Origin of the sequence: Sorangium sp. So ce693 (assembly GCF_051521375.1) — a bacterium.
GTDB classification, from domain to species: domain Bacteria; phylum Myxococcota_A; class Polyangia; order Polyangiales; family Polyangiaceae; genus Sorangium; species Sorangium atrum.
In genome coordinates this window covers 5420267-5438510 of record NZ_CP150347.1, presented here as the reverse complement: position 1 = coordinate 5438510, position 18244 = coordinate 5420267, and the positions used below count along the sequence as shown (strand labels likewise).

General features: G+C 71.3%; 10 protein-coding genes. 4 read left to right on the top strand and 6 right to left on the bottom strand.

Annotated features, from left to right (window positions below):
* Positions 1–142: 142 nt before the first annotated feature.
* Positions 143–1672 (top strand): PGRS family protein, encoded by a 1530-nt coding sequence (locus WMF14_RS20300; RefSeq protein ID WP_437803214.1) that lies wholly within the window; start codon positions 143–145, stop codon positions 1670–1672.
* Between the two features lie 30 nt (positions 1673–1702).
* Here the strand turns inward: WMF14_RS20300 and WMF14_RS20295 are convergent, their stop codons facing one another.
* On the bottom strand, positions 1703–2491 hold the full coding sequence (locus WMF14_RS20295; protein ID WP_437803212.1) for a hypothetical protein: 789 nt from the start codon (positions 2489–2491) through the stop codon (positions 1703–1705).
* Positions 2492–2672: 181 nt separating this feature from the next.
* On the opposite strand from WMF14_RS20295, the gene WMF14_RS20290 reads away from it, so the two are divergent.
* Together WMF14_RS20290 and WMF14_RS20285 are read left to right on the top strand one after the other, a co-directional pair.
* Positions 2673–3905 carry a di-heme oxidoredictase family protein gene (locus WMF14_RS20290; RefSeq protein WP_437803210.1) on the top strand — a complete coding sequence of 411 codons (1233 nt, stop codon included), beginning with the start codon at positions 2673–2675 and terminating at the stop codon, positions 3903–3905.
* Positions 3906–3986: 81 nt separating this feature from the next.
* On the top strand, positions 3987–5048 hold the full coding sequence (locus WMF14_RS20285) for an EfeM/EfeO family lipoprotein (protein ID WP_437803208.1): 1062 nt from the start codon (positions 3987–3989) through the stop codon (positions 5046–5048).
* A 147-nt stretch (positions 5049–5195) separates the two neighbouring features.
* Here the strand turns inward: WMF14_RS20285 and WMF14_RS20280 are convergent, their stop codons facing one another.
* The 5 genes from WMF14_RS20280 to WMF14_RS20260 all read right to left on the bottom strand — a co-directional run bounded on the left by WMF14_RS20280 (position 5196) and on the right by WMF14_RS20260 (position 14305).
* Positions 5196–5969: a PP2C family protein-serine/threonine phosphatase gene (locus WMF14_RS20280; protein ID WP_272099171.1), complete on the bottom strand. Its 774-nt coding sequence runs from the start codon at positions 5967–5969 to the stop codon at positions 5196–5198.
* Positions 5970–6108: 139 nt separating this feature from the next.
* On the bottom strand, positions 6109–7602 hold the full coding sequence (locus WMF14_RS20275; protein WP_437803205.1) for a hypothetical protein: 1494 nt from the start codon (positions 7600–7602) through the stop codon (positions 6109–6111).
* A 258-nt stretch (positions 7603–7860) separates the two neighbouring features.
* Positions 7861–9699 (bottom strand): OmpA family protein, encoded by a 1839-nt coding sequence (locus WMF14_RS20270; RefSeq protein WP_437803203.1) that lies wholly within the window; start codon positions 9697–9699, stop codon positions 7861–7863.
* A gap of 212 nt (positions 9700–9911) precedes the next feature.
* Positions 9912–10571: a hypothetical protein gene (locus WMF14_RS20265; RefSeq protein ID WP_437803201.1), complete on the bottom strand. Its 660-nt coding sequence runs from the start codon at positions 10569–10571 to the stop codon at positions 9912–9914.
* 254 nt (positions 10572–10825) lie between these two features.
* On the bottom strand, positions 10826–14305 hold the full coding sequence (locus WMF14_RS20260) for a thrombospondin type 3 repeat-containing protein (protein ID WP_437803199.1): 3480 nt from the start codon (positions 14303–14305) through the stop codon (positions 10826–10828).
* Between the two features lie 284 nt (positions 14306–14589).
* Between WMF14_RS20260 and WMF14_RS20255 the strand changes: the two genes are divergently transcribed.
* Positions 14590–18237: a kelch repeat-containing protein gene (locus WMF14_RS20255; RefSeq protein ID WP_437803197.1), complete on the top strand. Its 3648-nt coding sequence runs from the start codon at positions 14590–14592 to the stop codon at positions 18235–18237.
* The last annotated feature ends 7 nt before the right edge of the window (positions 18238–18244 follow it).

Here is an 18244-nt window from a genome sequence, read left to right as displayed (position 1 = left end):
CACCTGGGCGTCCCCTCCCCCATCCGGGCTGCGCCCCCCGGCGAACGCGTACGTGACGGGGCAGGCGTGGCGATCGCGCCTGGCGGCACGCGCAGGTCGCTTTGCTTGGAAAACGCGCAGGGCTGACCGGAATAAGAATAGTATGAGGATTCGATTCAAGGTTGATGCACGGGTATTGGGGTTCATTCCGGTCGCGATGGCGCTGAGCGGCTGCTTCGAGGAGCCAGCAAATATCATCGGGATCGGGGACATCGAAGACGAGCTGTCCGACGAGGCCTGCACTCCGAGCAAGCACGAGACGGTCCCCTCGGACTGCGGGGTGTGGGTCTCGAGCACCCTGGGGCACGACAGCAACGCGGGGACCTCGACGGCGCCCCTGAAGACGATCTCGAAGGCGCTCCAGCTCTCCCCGGACAGGGGAAGGCGCATCTATATATGCGCCCAGACATTCGATGAGGCGGTGATCGTGCCGGGAGGACACGCGCTCTTCGGCGGGCTCGACTGCGACAACCGCTGGCGCTGGACAGGCGACAAGCAGAAGACCACCCTCACCGCTCCCGAGGGCGAGACGCCGCTCTCGTTCGACAACGGCGAAGGCGTGGCGGTGATCGAGGATCTCCACGTGATCGCGCGCTCGATCCCGGCGACCCACACCGAGCTGGCAGGCAGATCGGCGATCGCCGCGAACAGCTCCGGGGTCCCCGTCGATTTCACGCGGTGCATCCTCGAGGCGGGCGACGGGGCGCCGGGGGCGAGCAACGGGGCGTTCGTGGACGGCGCTGCCGCGAAGGGGATGATCGGCAACTTTGGCAACGCCGCGTGCTCGGCCGCGACGGTCTCCGGCGGACTCCCCGTGAACAACAGCTGCGGTACGCCCGACGATCGGTCGGACGACTCGCGCGGTGGCACGGGAGGGACGGGTGGCTTGACCTCCGGGGGGGATGGAACCAGCGGGGTTCCGACCGATGTGATGAACGGCGGCAAGGGCGAGACCAGCACCCGGCGCTGCACCGCGGGGCAGGATGGCGCGGACGGGGTCGACGGGAGTCCGGGCGCCGGTGCGACCGGCTTCGGTGATCTGTTCCTGGATGGGTATACCGGTCCGCTCGCGGGCGACGGGACGCCGGGCAGGCGGGGCCAGGGCGGCGGAGGAGGCGGCGGCGCGAAGGGCGGCACCGGCGCGCTGATGTGTCCTTTCGAGGCCTCTGCGGCCGGCGCCGGCGGCGGCGCCGGAGGCGCAGGCGGGTGCGGGGGGCTCGGTGGCCGCGGCGGAGGCGCAGGCGGGGTGAGCATCGCCCTCTTCGTGGGGAGCGCGGTCGTCGACCTGAACGACGTGGTCCTGAAGACCGGCCGCGGCGGCAATGGCGGTGCTGGGGGCGAGGGCCAGCCGGGCGGCGAGGGCGGCGACCACGGGGCAGCCGGGACCCGAGGCGAGGCCACGGGGCTGAACGCCGCCTGCCCTGGCGGTCGCGGTGGCCGGGGCGGTCATGGTGGCCGCGGCGGCGGCGGGCTCGGCGGCCACTCGATCGCCGTCGCATACGCGGGCTTCAAGCCTTCGCTCACGAACACGACCATCGAGATCGGTGAGGCCGGGATCGGAGGGCGCGGGGCCAGCCGGGCGTATGACGGAGCCGACGGCGTGGCGGCGGAGATCTACGATATCGAGCAGTAAATCCGGCAGTAACGCGGCGTGAGGCCCGCGCTAACCCGGCGCCGCCGGCGCGGGCCAGCTCCGATCCTCCTGCATGCAGCGGAGCTGCGTCACGCGCCTTCCCTCCGCGGTGGTCACCACGATCTCCCGGACGGGCGTGTCGCGCCGCGCGCGTCGGCTCAGCTTCTCGACCACCAGGAAGCCCTCCCGCGCGCCCGCGAGGCGGAGGAACTCGTCGAACACCGCGATGTGCGCGCCGCGCGCGCCATCGTCGGCCGTCGCGATGCGCCGCTGGGTGGCGACGCCGATCGCCAGCGCGCCGCCGCGGGCCCGCACGACCATCGCAGGATCGAGCCCGCGCTGGCTCTCGTCAGGCACGGTCCAGATCTCCGCGACCCCCGCCTCGGCGAGGCGCCGCTTCATGTAGTAGAAGGCAGACTGGAGCGTGTTGTTCCGGTACGGGATCGCCTTCGACTCCATCGGATCGACGTGGTTCCGCCAGAACGCGATCAGCGCGCGCGCCCACCGCCCGCCGTCGAGCCGGCGATCCTCGAACGGCCAGTCCTCCGCCATCGCCTGCGCGCACACGCCGAGCAGCGCCTGCTCGTCGATCCCGCGCGTCGCCAGGCAGGGCGCGCAGTGCATATAGGCCGTGCCCCGCTCGAGCAGCGCGCCGCACATCGAGCAGACGTCGTTGCCATAGCCGGGGCCCATGTACCGGAGCCAGCTGGCGCTGAGCTCCTTGTGCGCCGCGCGGCGCTCCTCGTTCCGCTCGATCTCCCGCAATCCGTCCCGGAGGGCCTTCAAGGCCGCGCGCCGCTCGTCATCTCGCTGCTTCATCCGCTGCCCTCCAGCGTGAGCCCGTCCGCGCCGGCTCGGGCAATGTAACGCCCGAGCCTCCGCCACGCTTCGCAAGGAGGAGGGATCCGCCCGTGCGCGATCCTGCACACCAGCCCGTCGAGCGCGCCGCCGTGGTTATTGACACTGACTTTCATTTACGGCTACGGTTCCGGGCGACGACATGTCACGATTTGCCCTGTTTCTCGCGCTCCCGCTGGTCTTCAACATGGGTTGCGGTTCGGAGCCCGCCCCCGACGATCCTCTGGCTGGCATCGAGCTGATCGGCGATGACCTCACCGACGTCCCGCTGCACGACGCTTCTGCGGAGCAGGTGGCTCGGTTCAAGGACGGCGACGCGCTCTTCGATTTCGTCTTTCGCGAGCGCGACGGCCTCGGGCCGCTCTACATCCGCGCGGCGTGCGCCGGCTGCCACGACGGCGCCTCGCGCGGCCCGGGCGCGGTCCAGAAGATGGCGCTCGTCGAGGACGACGGCGTGACGCCGGCGGCGGATCAGGGGGGGCTCCCCTACGGCCACACGTTGCGGCCCTACGCCGTCGGGGGGGCGACGACGCTCTCGGAGCCCGAGAGCGAGGCGACGATCAAGGTCTCGAAGCGCCTCGGCCCGCCGGTGTTCGGGCGCGGCTACATGGAGGCGGTCGACGACGCCGAGATCGAGCGGGTCGCGGCCGAGCAGGCCGCGCGCGGCGATGCCATCCACGGGCGCATCAACCGCGTGGTGTTCCACTCGAAGAAGAGCGGGGACGAGTCGTTCAGCGCCTTCGTCGAGGGCGACGAGAACCTCATCGGCCGCTTCGGGTTCAAGGCGCGCGTCGCCACGCTCGACGACTTCACGGCCGACGCGTACCAGGGCGACATGGGCATCACCTCGCCGCTCCGGCCGGACGAGCTGGCGAACCCCGACGGGCTCACGGACGACGCCAAGCCGGGCGAGGACGTGGTCCTCGACACGGTGAACGCCGTCGCCGACTACATGCGCTTGCTCGAGATCCCGAGGCGCGCGCCCGCCGACGCGCGCGGCCAGGCGCTCTTCGTCGAGGCCGACTGCGCCGCTTGCCATGTCCCCTCGCTGAGGACGCGCGCCGACTACCCGATCGCGCAGCTCGCGGACATCGACGCTCCCGTCTACACGGATTTCCTCCTGCACGACCTCAGCCCCGATCTCGCCGACGGGCTGGCCGACGAGTCGGCCAGCTCCGTCGCCTGGCGGACGGCGCCGCTCATCGGCGTGCGCCACAGCACCGCGTACCTCCACGACGGCCGCGCCAGGACCATCGAGCAGGCCATCTTGCTCCACGACGGCCCCGGCTCGGAGGCCGCGGCTTCGGTCGCCGCGTTCCGCGCGCTCTCCTACGAGGATCGCGGGGCACTCATCGACTTCGTGCGCTCGCTCTGATCGACGTCCACCGCGACGCACGCGCACCAATCCACATCGCGCGCTCGCCCCGCGCGAGCGGTGACAAGGAGCTCGAACATCATGCACATCCCCGCCCGCTTGCGGTCCGGTCTGGCCATCGCCGCCGCCGCCCTCTCGCTTCCTGCGTGTGGAAGCGACAACGAGACGCTGCTCACCGACGCGGAGTACGAGCAGCAGGCCGTGTCCGACGTGAAGACCTTCATCCAGGGCAACATCGACCAGTTCGCCGCCGCCACGGCCGCGCTTCAGGCGGCCGCGCCCGCGCCAGATGCCGACGGGTGGAGCGCGACGAGCGACAAGGAGGCCGTCGATGCCATGAAGGCCGAGTGGAAGAAGGCACGGCAAGCCTACGAGAGCATCGAAGGAGCCATCGCGGTCGTCTTTCCGGATCTCGACTACTCGACGGACGCCCGCTACGACGCGTTCATCGAGGTCCAGGCCGACGACGACCTCTTCGACGGTGAGGGGGTGACCGGCGTGCACGCCATCGAGCGCATCCTCTGGGCCGACGCGATCCCGGAGCCCGTCCTCGCCTTCGAGTCCGAGCTCGACAACTACAGCGAGGCCGCCTTCCCTGCCACCGAGGCCGAGGCCGCCTCGTTCAAGGACGAGCTCTGCGCGCGCCTCGCGGCCGACGCGGCGAAGATGCAATCGGATTTCCGCTCGCTCGCGCTCGACGCGCCGTCCGCCTACCGCGGGGTCATCGCCTCGATCGCGGAGCAGGTGGAGAAGACCAGCAAGGCGGCGACCGGAGAGGAGGAGTCGCGCTACGCCCAGTACACGCTCGCCGACATGCGCGCGAACATCGCGGCCGGCGTGGCGACCTACGAGGCCTTCCAGCCGTGGATCCTGACCAAGGGCGCCGAAGGCGCGGAGGTCGACAAGGCGGTGCTCGACGGCTTCGAGCGGCTGTCGAGCGCGTACGACGCGATCGAAGGCGACGCGCTGCCGCCGCTTCCGGAGGGGTGGAGCGAGGCGGAGCCGACCGACGAGCAGCTCGCGACGCCGTTCGGGAGGCTGTTCTCGCTCGTGGAGCACGAGAGCGACGACGCGACCCCGGGCACGCTCGCCAGCGACATGACGAGGTCCGCCGATCTGCTCCGGCTCAAGACGCTCCCGTAGAGCAGGGCGCATCGTCGTGCGCTGCGGGCTCATCCCCGTCGTTCGGCTCGTCGAGGCCTACCTTCGCGCGCCTCACTCGCTTGCTTGGCGGCTGAGCCCGGTTCACACAAGCGTGCATCCCGCTCTGGCGCGGCGCTGTCAGCCGCGTCAGCCGCCGGCGTTCCACCGCACGAGCACGCACGTGACGTTGTCGGGGCCGCCGTGCTGGTTGGCGCGATCGATGAGGGACCGCGCCGTCGCGGCGAGGTCGCTCTCCTGGGCGAGCAGCTCGGCGATCTCCGGCTCGGAGACCGGGCCTGAGAGCCCGTCGGAGCAGATCAGCAGGAGATCTCCGGCCTCGGGCCGCTCGACGCGCGTGGCCACGTCGACGGTCTTCCCCATCCCGAGCGCGCGCGTCACGACGTTGCGGGCGAGCAGAGGATCCACATCGTCCGGCAGCTGCTCGCCGCTGTGCAGGTGCTCGTTCCAGAGCGAGTGATCCTCGGTCAGCCGCTCTAGCCTGTGCTTTCGGTAGCGGTAGACGCGGCTGTCGCCGACGTGCGCGATGCACGCCGAGCTCCCGTCGACGTAGACGCCCGCGAACGTCGTCCCCATGCCGTAGCAGAGCGGGTCGCGCTGCCCGACCTCGAAGATGCGCTCGTTGGCGCGCCAGATGGACGAGACCAGGCGCAGCTCGAGGGGCGTCACCTCCTCGTCGTACCCCGTCGGCTGGGTGATCTCGCCCTCGCCGTCCTTGCAGTACGAGCGCACGATGTCGACCGCCATCCGCGACGCGACCTCCCCACCGGCGGCGCCGCCGATGCCGTCCGCGACGACGAAGAGGCCGAGATCCAGATCGACCGCGAAGCTGTCCTCGTTGTGCTCGCGCTGGTGGCCAACGTCGCTTTCACCGGCGGCTTCGATATGGAGCGGGGGGTTCACAGAGCTTCCTCGTCAGCGGGACGCGTGTCGATGCCCGGAGCATCCAGCGGCGGGACGCCTCGCGCAAGTCAGGAAGGCGCTCAATTCGGGCGAAGAGCGCCGGCCTGCTTGGGCGCGTGCGTCATCCGCGTCACGCGCGTCACGTGCGCAGCGCAGCGGTCGCGGGCGACTGGAGAGCCGGATGGGCGTCGTGCGGCTCGCTGCGCTGCCCGGCAGGGGGCGGTACGCTGGCCGCAAGGGCCTCGAAGCGGCCGTTCTTCCAGGTCACGAGGCCTCCCGAGAGGCGCGCGGCGCTGCCCGCCCCCGGCTCGGATCTCAGCCAGACCAGGGGGCGCGCGGCGAAGACCGGCTTCGTGCAGGCCACGTCCTCGAAGGCGGCGGACCATGAGCCGGTGTTGCCGAAGAACAGCCCGCCCTCCCAGGTGCCCTCGGGCGTGTGCGTGTGACCGAAGACGACCGCTCTGGCGCGATGGGCGCGGGCGACCTGGCGCGCGGCGCGACTGACGCGCTGCCACGTCGCGTCGAGCGGGAGCTTCGGCACGAGGCGCTCATAGACGATGAGCGCCGCCGGCGCGACGAGCGCCGCCGGCGCGAGCCAGAGTGGAGTGAGCAGCAGCCACACGAGCGCCACCGCGACCGCGAGCAGCCCCAGCGCGGCCCGGTCGAGCCACAGCTCGCGCGCGACGAGCCCCAGCCGATCCTCGGCCGGGGGCGCGAACAGGCGGGCGTGACGGGCCACGGCGCGGAGCGGGGCGCCCGTCTCCTGCGCCGCGGCGGCGAGGCTCTCGCGCAGGCGAGCGCGCCGCTCCGGCTCGCGCCGGCGCACGAGCTCGACGAGCGTGCGGAGCGCGCCGAGCGCCCACGCCCCCGCGAGCGAGCGGCCGGAGAACATGTAGTAACGCGCCCAGTGCGCGAGGTACCCGAACGCGGACAGCATGAACGAGGAGTCCACGTGCGGGTTGAAGTAGCCCATCCGCGACACGAGCAGCCGGCACACGAGCGAGCCCATGGTGGGCTGGATCTCGCCCGGTTTCCGCCCGAACGGGACCATGGGGTACCGGTAACTGCAATAGGCGTCGTACTGGTTGCCGTGCTCCACGATGATGCCGTCGGGCGTCTTGTGGAACCACGCGCGAAACACGACGCGCGCGCCCAGCGCCGCGCGCGCGTGCGGGGCGCCGGAGAGCGATGCGTCGCCCAGCGCCGCGAGCGCCGCCGCGACGACGCGGGCCCGGACCAGGTCGCGCACCTCGGGCAACGTGAGCTGGACGTCGTGGTTGCCGGAGATGAACACGACGGTGTGCCCGTCCGCGACGACGCGGCCGAGCGCCTCGATGAACACCGGGTGATCCGCGAGGATCGCCGCCATCGCAGGGACCGCGTGCTCGGCGCTGCGGGGGAGATCGTGAAAGACGCTCTGCTGATCGATCACGCGCGGCGCATCGAAGTCGAACACGTCGCCGTTGAGCACGAGCGTGAGCTCATCGCGCCCGGCGCCCTGCCTCATCTCGTCCCGGAGCGCGTCCAGCATCGCCGCGACCTCGCTGTCGGGGGAGTAAGGAGCCTGGCGGTAGCGCATCCACAGGCCGTCACCCGGCTCGAGCTCGCAAAGATGGATATCTGAGATCGCCACCGTATGGAGCATTCGATAAGGTGACACACGCGCCCGTCCATGGCCGTCAGGGAACGGTCACGGCCGGGGGTCGGGCGATGGCGGAGGCGCCTGCGGGCGCGGCGCAGCATGACGTGCCGCGACGCTGCGATCGCCCTGGACTGCGAGGTATCGACGTCTGCGCGTCTGGGCGGCTGTCGGGATTTGTGGTGTCTTGGGCGTTGTGTCGCTCGTTGTCGTGGTCGTTGCACCACACCGCCGCCCGCCGCCGCTTGCCCGCTAGGGCTTTCCCTTGCGCTTGACGATCACGAACTGCACGCGGCGGTTCTTCTGGCGCCCTGTCTTGACGCGGTTGTCCCCGAGCGGCTGCTCGAAGCCGTAGCCCTTGGCGACGAGCTTCTCCCGGGGCACCCCGGCGGCCACGAGCCACGAGAGGACCGCGTCCGCGCGCTGCTGCGACAGGCGGAGGTTGTACTCCTCGGTCCCGTTGTCGTCGGTGTGGCCTTGCACCTCGATGAGCTCGATGTCCGGGCTCTGCTGGATGGCGTCGCGCACCTCGTACAGGATCTCGTCGGAGATGGGATCGACCGTCTCCGCGCGCGTCTTGCCGTAGACGACGAACTGCACCGGCTTGGACGTCTTGATCTCGTCGGCGTTGACGCGAACGAACCTGGGGCAGCCGTTCTGTCGTGGATCGGGGTCGGAGGGCCCCCGCTCGTTCGGACAGGCGTCCGCGGCGCCGCGGACGCCGTCACCATCCGGATCGTCGGGGCAGCCGTTCTGCTTCGGGTCCCGGTTCGCCGGTCCCTTGACCTTGGGGCAGGCGTCCGAGGCGTCGGCGATGCCGTCGCCGTCCGCGTCGCCAGGGCAGCCGACCTTCTTCGGGTCGTCGCTCGCCCCGCCGCGCACGGTGGGGCAGGCGTCGATGCCGTCGTGGAAGCCATCGTCGTCCGAGTCTTCGGGGCAGCCGTTCTGCGTGGCGTCGGCGCTGCGGGCGCCCGGGGTGGTCGGGCACGCGTCGTCGATGTCGAGCACCGTGTCCCCGTCGCGATCCGCCGGAGGACATCCGTCCTTCGCGCGATCGGGCGACGGATCGCCCTTCACGTCGGGGCAGGCGTCGATGTCGTCGTTGATGCCGTCGTCGTCCTTGTCGCCCGCGACGGCGGCGGTCTGAGCGCGCTCCGGGGCCGGCTTCGGCAGCGGCGTCCAGCCGACCATGCCGACCGCGCGGACCGGCGGTGTGCCGATGGCGTTCGTCAGGCCCGGCCCGACCGCGGCGCCGAACGTGAGGCCGTCGAGGACGCGCAGCTTGGCGCCGAAGAGCAGCTCGGCGTTGACGCTCGCCTGGTCGCGCTGCACCGGCGTGCTCGAGAGCAGGAGATCCTCGCCGAGCGGCGCCCCGCCGTACGCCTCGGCGCCGAGCTGGAGGAGATCGCCGCCGATCAGGAGCCCCGCGGCGCCGCCGAACGTGAGCCGCTGCGGCCGGTTGGGGCCGCCACCGAGCTCGACGCCGCCGCTCGCGCTCCAGAGGAAGCCGAGCGACGACTCCGCCGACCCGACGCGCCCGCCGAGGCTCGCGTGGACGGCGCCGCGGGCCTCGGCGTCGCCGGTGTACTGCGCCGGCGAGCCGGTGGGCGCGAACAGGTAGCCGCCGATGCCGAGCTGGAACGGGCCTGCGTCTTTCCCGAGCACGCGGAGGCGCGCGCCGAAGCGGAGGTCGCCGAGCTCGGGGGCCGTCAGCTCGGTGAACTCGATGCCGGGGAAGCCTGGGTCGTGGCCGCCCTGCGCGACGGCGAGCGGGGCGTCGATCGAGAGCAGCAGGCGATCCCACAGCGCGAGCGAGGCGTCGAGGCGGAGGAACGTCTGCGAGGAGACGAGGTCGACGGGGGTGTCGCCGCTGGTGTGGATGGGGCGGTGGGCGTAATCGAGCATCACGTACGCGCGCGGCGCGAGGTGGCCGGGAGCGGCCGGAGAGGGCACGCCAAAGAAGGCGTCTCCAGCGGGCGCCGGCTCGAACCGGTCGAGGGAGAACCCGCCGGTGGATTGACCGCGCGAGGCGCCGGCGAGCGTCATGAGGACGGCCGTGGACGCGACCGCTGCGACGGAGGAAGGCCTCATCGGCCGGGCACGATAGCGGGGGCGCGTGGCGGGGGGCAACATCCGCCTTCCCTGGCCGCGGCGATCCTGGGCGAGGTCCAGGTGGCGGTCAGCGGTCCGCGCTCTCGCCGCGTTTGACTTTGCCACTGGGGTGGCCACGGGACGACGGTGCGCAGAGCGCGCGCGACGTGCCAGGGACGATCAACGGCTATGGGATGGCCGCGCGCGGCGCCTCACGGACAGTCGCCGAAGGCGCTGTTGGGTACGACGCTGCGCGTGATATCCGCCGTGACGGTGGGGATGTCCTGTGTCCAGACGTGATCCGTGGGAGCCGCGTCGCAAGTCCCATTCTGGGAAAGGTCCACGTACCAGTGCATCTTGTACGCTTTGTCGCCGGGTATCTGTCCCGTCACGGTGAACGTGCCGTCGGCCTCGATCGCGTCCGACGCGCTCAGGGCCGGCGCGGCTTCGCCGGCGGCGACGACGGCCACGTAGATCATGTCGCCAGCGGTGTAGGCGGGAACGTAACCGGTGCCGCGGAGGGTGAAGTTGAAGCTCTCGCTCGATGTGCCGCCAGCGCCGCCGGAGCCGCCCGCTCCCGCTCCGCCCACTCCCGCGCCGCCTTCGCCGCCCGTTCCTGCGCCGCCGGCGCCCCCTGTTCCCGTGCCGCCGGCGCCGCCTGTCTCCGCACCGCCAGAGCCGCCTGTTCCCGCGCCGCCTTCGCCGCCCGTTCCCGCGCTGCTCGTGCTGCCCTCACCCGCGGTGGTGGTCGTCGTCGAGCTCGAGGTCGTCGCGTCCCCCGTGGCGTCATCAGCGCCGCATCCCGCGCCCGTACCGGCGATGACGAATGCGCCCATCGCCATCCACACCGCGATCCACCGAGATGCCTGCATGAGGGTCCTCCTTGAAGCTCCGTTATAGCGGGGCGCATCTTCGCGCGCTGCGGGCTCATCCGCCCCGTTCGGCGCGCTGCGGCGTACTTTCGTACGCCTCATTGGCCTGCCTGGCGGCTGAGCCCGTATCACACGGATCTGCACCTCGCTATCCAAGATTGACGGTATCGGACGGCTGCGTCGACGAGGAGCCGTCGCGCTCGCCGGGCGTATATCTCAGCTGATCGCCAGAGCCCAGTTTCCGCGGCGTGGAATCACGCCGCCCGCCGCGGCTGCCGCCGGCCTCCCCGCCGGAGCACGGCGGCGAGGATCAGCATCCCCCATGCCTCCCGGGGCATCGGCGCGCGTCCCATGCGGCAGTCGCAGCCGCCTTGGAAATCGGGCGACGTCCCGCCGCCGCTCGTCGCCGTCGTCGTCACGGCCTCACCGCCGGCGCCGCCCATGCCGCCGGCGCCGCCCACGCCGCCGGCCCCGCCGCCGCCGCCGCTGGTCGGATCCGGCGTCTCGCAGGCATCACCCACGCCGTCCTTGTCCGTGTCGGTCTGTTCGGGGTTCGCCACGGTCGGGCAGTTGTCGGTCTCGGTCACCTCACCGTCGCCGTCGGGATCGCAGGCGTCGCCGAGATCATCGCCGTTCGTGTCTTCCTGCCCGGCGTTCGCGAGGATCGGGCAATTGTCGCAGACGTCGCCGTGGCGGTCGCCGTCGGCGTCTTCCTGCTGGGCATTCGCGAGGAGCGGGCAATTGTCGTTCGCGTTCGTTATCGAGTCGCCGTCGGCGTCATCATCGCAGGGATCGCCGAGGCCGTCGCCGTCGAGGTCGGCTTGCGGCTCGCCTGGCGCGGGCGGCGGGTTCGCCGCGAAGTCGCAGTTGTCGTCGTCATTGATCACCCCGTCGGCGTCCGGATCGCCGTCTGGATCACACGCGTCGCCGATGCCGTCACGGTCGGCGTCCTGCTGCCCGGCGTTCGGCACGCTCGGGCAGTTGTCGTCGACGTCGAGCTTGCCGTCGTTGTCCGAATCGCCGTCGCACACGTCGCCCTTGCCGTCGCCATCGGTGTCGACCTGCGGCTCGCCCGGCGCAGGCGGCGGGTTCTGCATCAGGCGGCAGTTGTCGTCGCCGTCGAGCACGCCATCGTTGTCCGAGTCGGTGTCCCGGTAGTCCGGGGTCCCATCGTCATCTGTGTCGATTGCCGGCGTGTTCAGCAGAGCATCCCCGGCCTCTTCGGAGTCGAGCACCCCGTCGCCGTCGCTGTCCGGGTCCACGGCGTCGATGAACGCGTCATCGTCGGTGTTGTTGACCGGATCGCCAGGATTGTCGCGGTTCAGCACCTCCTCGAAGTCCCCGATGGTGTCACCGTCGGAGTCGACGCTGGTCGGGTCGGTCCGGAGCGCCGCCTCCTCTGCATCCGTGAGGAGGTCGTTGTCGTCGTCGTCGTCGCAGACGTCCCCGGCGTCATCGCCGTCGCCCTGGGCACGGTCGGTGTTGACCTGGTTGGTGTTGATGTCGTACTGGCAATTATCGTCGACGTCGAGGACGCGGTCGTTGTCGTCGTCATCGTCGCACTCGTCGCCAAGCGCGTCTTCGGGCCCGTTCTTCCGGTTGTTCTCCTGCCCCGGGTTCGGGGTGGTGATGCAGTTGTCGGTGGCGTCGGGCACGCCGTCGGCGTCGTCGTCGGTGTCGCACGCGTCGCCCAGCGCGTCGCCGCCGGCGAGGTTCTGGTCGGTGTTGATCTGCGTGCTGTTCGGTGCGAACTGGCAGTTGTCGGTGGCGTCGGGCACGCCGTCGGCGTCGTCGTCGGTGTCGCACGCGTCGCCCAGCGCGTCGCCGCCGGGCAGGTGCAGATCGGTGTTGGCCTGCGCGCTGTTCGGCGTCGTGACGCAATTGTCGTTCACGTCGGGTACGCCGTCGGCGTCGTCGTCGTCATCGCACGCGTCGCCGAACCCGTCGCCGTCGGTCAGGTCCTCGTCCGTGTTCGTCTGATCGAGGTTGCGCTGGAGCGGACAGTTGTCGGTGGCGTCGGGCACGCCGTCGGCGTCGTCGTCGGTGTCGCACGCGTCGCCCAGCGCGTCGCCGCCGGGCAGGTTCCGGTCCGTGTTGCGCTGGCTCGTGTTCGGCTCGGTCGGGCAGTTGTCGGCGGTGTCGGGCACGCCGTCGGCGTCGTCGTCGTCATCGCACGCGTCGCCCTGCGTGTCGCCGGTGGCTGCGTCGGTGTTCGTCTGGCTCGCGTTCGCCGTGGTCGGGCAGTTGTCACACGCGTCGCCTATCCGGTCCCCATCGCTGTCGTCCTGCTCGTTCGTCCCGCTCGGCCTGTTCGGTATCGCGGGGCAATTGTCGCAGACGTTGCCGACCCCATCGTGGTCATCGTCGAGCTGGCCGGCGTTGGCGATGCTGGCGCAATTGTCGCACGCGTTGCCGAGGCCGTCGCCGTCGCTGTCGATCTGATCCGTGTTGGCGACCTCAGGGCAATTGTCGCACGCGTTGCCGACATCGTCCCCGTCGCCATCGGCCTGGTTCGCGGTGATGAGGCGCGGGCAGTTGTCGCACGCGTCGCCGAAGCCGTCGCCGTCGGTGTCGACCTGGGTCAGGGTTGCCACGTACGGGCAGAGATCGCACGCGTTTCCGAAGGCGTCGCCGTCCTCGTTTTGCTGATCGTTCGAGCGGCCCAGGCAGTTGTCGCACGCGTCGCCCGTCCCGTCACGGTCGTCGTCAACCTGGTCGTCGTTGCGCGCGCCAGGGCAGTTGTCGCACGCGTCGCCGACCGTGTCGCCGTCCCTGTTCGCCTGGTCCTCGTTCGCGCGGTCTCGGCAGTTGTCGCACGCGTCGCCGACCCCGTCGTGGTCCACGTCTTCCTGGCCCCTGTTGGGCGTGTCCGGGCAGTTGTCGCACGCGTCGCCGACCCCGTCGTGATCGCCGTCAGCCTGGTTCGTCGTCTCCGTGTCCGGGCAGTTGTCGCACGCGTCGCCGATCCCGTCATGATCCCTGTCAACCTGGCTGGTATTGGCCGCGTCCGGGCAGTTGTCGCAGACGTCGCCGAAGAGGTCGCCGTCAGGGTTGTGCTGATCGGTGTTCGGTGCGTTTGCGCAGTTGTCGCAGTCGTCCCCGACGCCATCGTTGTCCCTGTCCCGCTGATCGTTGTTGAATGCAGTGGGGCAGTTGTCGCAGGCGTCGCCGTAGTTGTCGCTATCGGCGTTGCGCTGGTCGCCGTTCGAGACGTTGAGACAGTTATCGTTGAAGTCGCTGTCGCCATCCGCGTCGTTATCGGTCTCGCAGATGTTCCCCCGCCCGTCGCGATCGCTGTCGAGCTGATCCTCGTTGCGATCTCCATCGCAGTTGTCGCAGACATCCGGGACGCCGTCGCCGTCGCCGTCGAAGTTTGGATCCGCAGCCATGGGCGTGGGAATGGTCGGACACTTGTCTGCAGTGTCCGCTAGCCCGTCGTTGTCGTCGTCGAGATCCGCGTCATCCGGGATGCCGTCGTTGTCGTCGTCATCGTCGCAGGCGTCGCCCAGACCGTCGCCATCGCCGTCGTACTGGCTCCGGTTGCTGACCCCAGGGCAGTTGTCGACGGCGTTCGCGACCTCGTCGTTGTCCGTGTCCCACAGCGTCGCGCTCGCCGGCCGGGGCGCGAGCGCCACGAGCGCGAGCAGGCCCGCGAGCAGCGGCAAGATCCCGCGTCGCGCGGCGCCGGCGTGCGCGAGGTGGCGGGACATCCAGGGCAAGGCGGGGAAAGTCATCGCGGCTCCTCCAGACAGATCGCGCCGTACGCGACAGCGCCCCCGTAAGCCTACCCAGTTTCGCCCTCGTCCTGGGGAGGTTTTCCTCGGCCGCGCGCTCGATGGAGCGGCGATCGCCCGCCGCCGCGCCCCCATGTCGGAGGCCACGTCGGAGGCGCCCCCCGCCGCTTCCGACGCGTCGCACGACGCGCCGCCTCACTGTTCGGCTGCGGGCCGCCTTCTGTTAGGATGGCCCAGATCCGCCCCCTCACGTCGCGCGCGCCGCGCCGACCACGGAACGACCCTTGCGAAACCACCGCGTGCTGCGACTCGGCTTCAGGCTGCGAACGGCTGCGCTGCTCTCTGCGTGCGCCATTCTCCCCCAGGTCCTTGGCTGCTCCGACGAGGGCGCCTCGCGCCGCTCCCCCCAGCCCGGCGCCGCGTCACCTCAGGCTGCGCCGCCCGGAGCGCGCGCCCGCATCGCCGCGATCCGCGCGCGCTTCGCCGACGCCATCGCCGCGAGCCCCGTCAAGATCGTCGCGCCGACCCCGGCCGGCGCCCTGCGCGCGGCAGCCCCGGAGGGGGCCGCGGCGTCCGTCGAGCTCCCGGCGCGCGCCGCCGGTCCGGTGCGCCTCGCCGATGGCGCGTCTCGCGTCTCGATCGCCTTCTCCCTCGTCGACGCCGCCGACGTGCCGGCGGCGGTCGACAGCGGCCTCGTCCTCTACGCAGGCGCGCTGCGCGCCGACGGCGGCGCACGCGACGTCCTGCACCGCGTCCTCCCGAACGGCACCGAGGACTTCGTCGTCTTCGAGCAGGAGCCAGCGCGCAAGGAGCTCCGCTACCGGGTCGATGTCACCGCCGCCTCGGGCCTCCGCCTCGTGGAGCGCACGCTCGAGTTCCTCGACGCCGGCGGCTCGCCCCGCCTGCGCGTCGCGCCCCCGTACCTCGTCGACGCGACCGGCGCGCGCGTTCCGGCCTCGCTCTCCGTCGAGGGCTGCGCCGTCGACACGAGCCCTCGCGCCCCGTGGGGCCGGCCGGTCACCCCGCCGGGCGCGCCGGCGTGCACGGTGATCGTCGGATGGCAGCCCGCCGGCGTTCAGTACCCGGCGCTCCTCGACCCGCAGTGGATCGCCACGACGAACCAGATGATCACGCCGCGCGCCCGTCACACCGCCACCGTGATCGACCCGGCGAATCCCGCGAGCCCCGTGCTCTTCGCGGGCGGGTTCGACGCGTCCGGGGGCGCGCTGGCGACGTCGGAGCTGTACTTCCCGCTCGACCGCACGTTCGCGAGCACCGACGCGATGGACGTCGCGCGCGGCGCCCACACCGCCACGGCGGTCACGAAGCTCGCCCCGGCGGCGCCGTCGGATCCTGCGCCTCCACCGCCGGCGGTCGTCGTCGTGGGCGGCAGCAGCCAGCGCACGAGCGGCACGCCGGTCGCCGCCATCGAGGTCTACAACCCGGCCACCGGCCAGTTCGTCAGGGACGCGGGGGCCTCGCTGGGCCGGTTCAATCACTCGGCCACCCTCCTCGTTCCTGGCGAGGTCCTGGTCGCGGGCGGCCTCGCGGATCCGCTCAACCAGCCCACGAGCACCGCTTCCCTCTACACGTTCAGCTCCTTCGGACCGAACGGCGGAGCGCCCGTCACGAGCACGCTCGCCGCCGTGGGCAGCATGGCGACCTCGCGCCACGCCCACACGGCGGTCCGGCTGAAGAAGGGGAATGTGCTCGTCGCAGGCGGCTTCGTCCTCTCGGGCGCCGCGCTCACCTCGGCCGAGATCTTCCACGAGGACGAGGGCGTTTTCCGGCCGATCTCCGTCCTCTCGCCCTCCGCGACCCCGATGACGGCGCAGATGAGCGCCCTCCGCGGCTTCCACACGGCGACGCTCATCGACCGTACGGAGGCGCTGGGCGGTCAGACGGCGACGTCGCTCGATTCAGGCGAGGTGATCCTCGTCGGAGGCACCACCCGCGTCTCTGGAGGCGCCTACGTCCGCACCATCGACATCTACCACGACGGCGTGACCGATCCGACGAAGCGGGGCTTCGAGCTGCAGCCGACGCCGATCTCCATGGCGAACGCGCGCGCCAACCACACGGCGAGCCTGCTGCCGACCGGCGACGTCCTCATCGCCGGCGGGTTCGACGGCACGACCTCGCTCTCGAGCGCCGCCATCTACGATCCGCTGACCAGGAAGTTCAGCCCCCTCAGCCTGCCGGCCGGTTCGCTTGCACAGGAGGCTCGTCGTGAGCACGTCGCCGTCGTCGTCAACGCCGGCACGGACCGCGTAGCAGGCCGGGCGGTGCTCGTCGCGGGCGGCATCGGGGCGACGAGCACGCAGCCGCTCGCCAGCGCGCAGCTGCTCATCAAGGCGAACGGCGAGGCGTGCGCGCACGATCAGGAGTGTGCATCAGGGCATTGCTCCGATACGGAGAACGTCTGCTGCAACGAGGCGTGCGATCAGGAGTGCTTCTCGTGCACGGCATCGGGCAAGGGGACGGGCAGCGATGGCACCTGTGGTCCTGCGAAGCTCGACACGGAGCTCCCGATCGTCTGCGTCAACCAGATCGAAGTGCACAACCGCTGCGATGGCCTGGGGCACGCGCTGGCTCATGAATCCACCAAGGACTGCAAGCCGGGCCGCTGCGGCAGCAACAACAGGTGCATTCTCTATTGCCTTGACGACTGCGGTTGTGACGAGAGCGGTTGGTGCGACGTCGGCGTCGGCGATCCGGACGCCTGCGGCGAGGCCGGCGGCGCCGGAGGTGCATCCTCCGGGACGGGTGGTGGCGGCGCGGGCGCAGGTGGCGCAGGCGGCGCGTCCGCTGGGTCGGGCGGCGCGGGCGGCGCATCCGCTGGATCGGGTGGCGCTGGTGCAGGGGGCGCATCCGCTGGAGGCGGCGGAGGCGCAGGTGGCGCAGGGGGCGCATCCGCTGGGTCGGGTGGCGCTGGTGCAGTCGGCGCATCCGCTGGGTCGGGTGGCGCGGGCGCAGGGGGCGCGTCCGCCGGATCGGGCGGCGCTGGTGCAGTCGGCGCATCCGCTGGATCGGGCGGCGCTGGTGCAGGCGGCGCATCCGCCGGATCCGGTGGCGCACCGCCCGGGTCGGGTCTGTGCCTCGATCGACTCGCCAACGGCGCCGAGTGCGCTCGCGATCGCCAGTGCATCTCGGGCCACTGCGTCGACGGGTTCTGCTGCGATTTCGCGTGCGATGGCCAGTGTCAGGCATGCGACGTGGTGAACAACGTCGGCAGGTGCACGAACGTCGGGACGCCTGTCGACCACGAGTCGCCGCACCCCAACGAGGGCGGCACCTTCCAGCGTGAGGCGTGCCCCGGTGACGGCGCGTGCGCCGGCTACTGCGGCGGCGCCACCGATGCCAAGTGCATGTTCCCTGTGGAGGGGGCGGTCGCGAGGACCTTCACGTGCTCCTGCCCGGACGAGGGCTGCATCGTGGGTCCCGCGACGCTCACGCGCTTCTTCTGCGCTGGAGACGGCGGCGAGAAGGAGCCGGTGGTCGAGCGCTGCGGCGGGTTCAAGTGCGCGGACGAGACCGCCTGCAAGACCTCCTGCGCCTCCGACGACGACTGCATCCAGGACTTCGTCTGCCTCGACGGCGTCTGCGCCGACCTCGAGGAGATCGGACCGAGCTGCGACGGCGCGCACACGCTGCGGTCCCCGGGCGCCGACACGGACTGCACCCCGTACACCTGCCCGCCGGGCGGCAGCGCCTGCGCCTCACCGTGCAGATCGGTGGCCGACTGCGTCGATGGCATGGTGTGCAACCTCGCGAACCAGTGCGTCCCGCAGATCGATCCGTCGGAGGTCCCGTCCTGCTCCTGCGGCGTCGTCGGCGCCCCCGCCGAGCGCAATGCCGCGCGCCTCTCCGTCCTCCTCGGCGTCGCCGCAGCGCTGGCCGGGCTTCGCCGCCGGCGGACCTCCCATCGCTAGGTTGCCA